Raw genomic sequence first — 2365 nt, forward strand, 5'->3', positions numbered from 1 at the left:
ACCGCGCTCGGCATACCCATAACTGAGCCCGTAGGATGAGTCTGTCTGGGGAAAGGGGGCGTCTGGCCTTCAACCAATTTGTGCAACAGAGTCGCCGCGAGGCGCTACGCTGGTCTATGCCATCGTCGATGCGCTCCAAAGGAGCAATCATCTCGGACGAGGGACGAGGACAGCGCTCCGGCGGCTCCTCGAAATACTGTCACTGGAGCATGTCGATGATCTCTCTCGAGAAGAGGCTGCACGTTTCGCAGCGATCGACCCCGGCGACCCTGTTGTCGAAAAGGTTTGTCTGCTCACAGACGAGTTACGGGATGCCCTTAATTGCGCGGACGCCACCACCGCGCCGGCACCTCGTCACAGGGGCATCGCGTAGTCCTGCGCGATAACCCGCACCGTCCGGCTCTCCTGCCCGGGCGGTGTCTGACCGCGCCAGCCTTTCAAATCGCCGCGCTCTTGCGGTGAGCTGTTCGCGGATGGTTCTGAACATGAACATCACTATCCCTGGCTTTCACAGTATCAATCCTACAGCCGTGCAGGATCGCCTTCATCACCACCTTTCCAAAGAGGGAGACAGCCTGGACGCTCTCTTCCGGCAAGTCCGAGGAATACAGGACGTTGGTGAGTATCGCATGCTGAATGATCTCACTTCCAAGAGACTTTCGAGAGACGATGCAAGAAAACTCATGGCACGCGTGCGGGCGTGTACTGATGAGCTTCTCGGCGCACTCGGCACCCCTGCCAAATACATCGATCACGCATACGATGCGCCTGAACTCGACGCCGCCCTGCGCTGGCATGCGGCCCGACTCACCGACCTCGAACGTGATCTCAAGCGCGCATTCGGCTGAGCTTAAGCCCTCCGGTATCGGTGCATTTTCTCGAGCTTCGGACCAGCGAATTTGCACCGATACCTCTCGAAGCCTCGACGTCACTAAACCATGTTCCGGGATACTGCCGGGCTTTCCAGGAAGTATCGACCTCCCTTTTGCGGGCGCCCTGAGCCTCCGCGCAACGCAACTCAAGATCGATCAGAACGAATGCCCATTCCGGAACTCATCACAATAAAGGCCGCGGCCAAAAAACTCGGCGTTCCAGCAACGGAGTTGCTGGAGTCGGCGGAGGAACACGGCTTCCTCGTGAAAATCGGGAAACGAACAACCCGTCTCGAGAAATCTTCTCTTACAGAATTGGTGAAAGCATGCCGAGAAGATCCAAAGGCGCACGCCTGTATTTCCGGAAAGCAAAGAACAAACGCAGAGCGGTCTACGTCATCCGCGACGGCGGAAAAGAGTACTCAACAGGCACAACGGATTTCAGCGAAGCTGAAACGGCGCTCCGAATCTACTTGAACGAAAGAGACAAGCCGCAAGCGGCTTCATCGGAAAATTACTTGGTCACAGATGCGCTGTTCACATATGGCTCAGAACGGGCCGAGAATACGGAAAACCCGGAGCGAATTGGGTATGCCATCGATGCTTTGAGCATGTGGTGGTCAGGCCGTACGGTCTCTGATGTCAACGAAAATTCCTGTCATGCTTACGCGCGAGATATGCGCGAGGGCTACCATCCTCCCGAAGCCGAAATCCGGCGGCGTCCAGTCAGCGACGGGACAATCCGTCGAGAACTTGGTTGCCTTCGCGCGGCGCTGAATTTGTGTGGTCGAAAGGGTCTATTGACTTCAGTACCGGCAGTTACGTTGCCACCGGCTCCGCCGGCCAAGGATCGGTGGTTGACTCGCGACGAGGTAGCCCGGCTCATTCGTGCGGCACGCAAATCACCCAGGACACGATACCTTGCGAGTTTCATTCTAACGGCTCTTTACACTGGGTCCCGAAAATCGGTGATACTTGGTCTCGGTTTCATTCCTCACCTTTGTGGTGGCCATGTAGATTTCCGAACCGCAAAGCTTCACCGAAAGGGGAATGCCCAAAAGCAGACCAGGAAGAATGCGCCAACCGTTCCGATTCCGGAACGGCTGCTCCGCCATTTCGAGCGCTGGCAAAAGAGCGGTGCGAAATGGGTGGTCGAGATCGAAGGACATCGCGTTGCAGGCATAAAGAACGATTGGGAAACCATCCGTGAGATCGCCGGGATGCCTGAGGTTACGCCTCACACATTACGACACACGGCGATTACGTGGGCCATGCAGGGCGGCGCGAATGTCTGGCACGTATCCGGGTTCTTTGGCGTAACGATGGACACGCTCGAGAAGTATTACGCGCACCACCATCCCGACTACGTGAAAACGGCTGTCAACGTGGCCAACAAAATGGACTCTGTTGCACAAATTGGTTGAAGGCCAGACGCCCCCTTTCCCCAGACAGACTCATCCTACGGGCTCAGTTATGGGTATGCCGAGCGCGGT

Annotated in this window: 2 protein-coding genes; both read left to right on the forward strand. The window is 56.7% G+C overall.

All coding sequences use genetic code 11. From position 1 onward, the window contains the following. Nucleotides 1-485 precede the first annotated feature (485 nt). Nucleotides 486-848, forward strand: coding sequence for a hypothetical protein (locus G568_RS0117610; protein WP_157084469.1), 363 nt, complete (start codon nucleotides 486-488; stop codon nucleotides 846-848). Nucleotides 849-1198: 350 nt separating this feature from the next. Further along, a complete protein-coding gene (locus G568_RS20120) occupies nucleotides 1199-2296 on the forward strand; it encodes a site-specific integrase (protein ID WP_084627480.1) in 1098 nt (365 codons plus the stop codon). Nucleotides 2297-2365 lie beyond the last annotated feature (69 nt).

Origin of the sequence: Sediminimonas qiaohouensis DSM 21189, from assembly GCF_000423645.1 — a bacterium.
GTDB classification, from domain to species: Bacteria; Pseudomonadota; Alphaproteobacteria; order Rhodobacterales; family Rhodobacteraceae; genus Sediminimonas; species Sediminimonas qiaohouensis.

Excerpts from the sequence above, each read along its gene's own strand:
- G568_RS0117610 (WP_157084469.1), top strand. The coding sequence starts at position 486 with ATGAACATCACTATCCCTGGCTTTCACAGTATCAATCCTACAGCCGTG.
- G568_RS20120 (WP_084627480.1), top strand. The coding sequence starts at position 1,199 with ATGCCGAGAAGATCCAAAGGCGCACGCCTGTATTTCCGGAAAGCAAAG.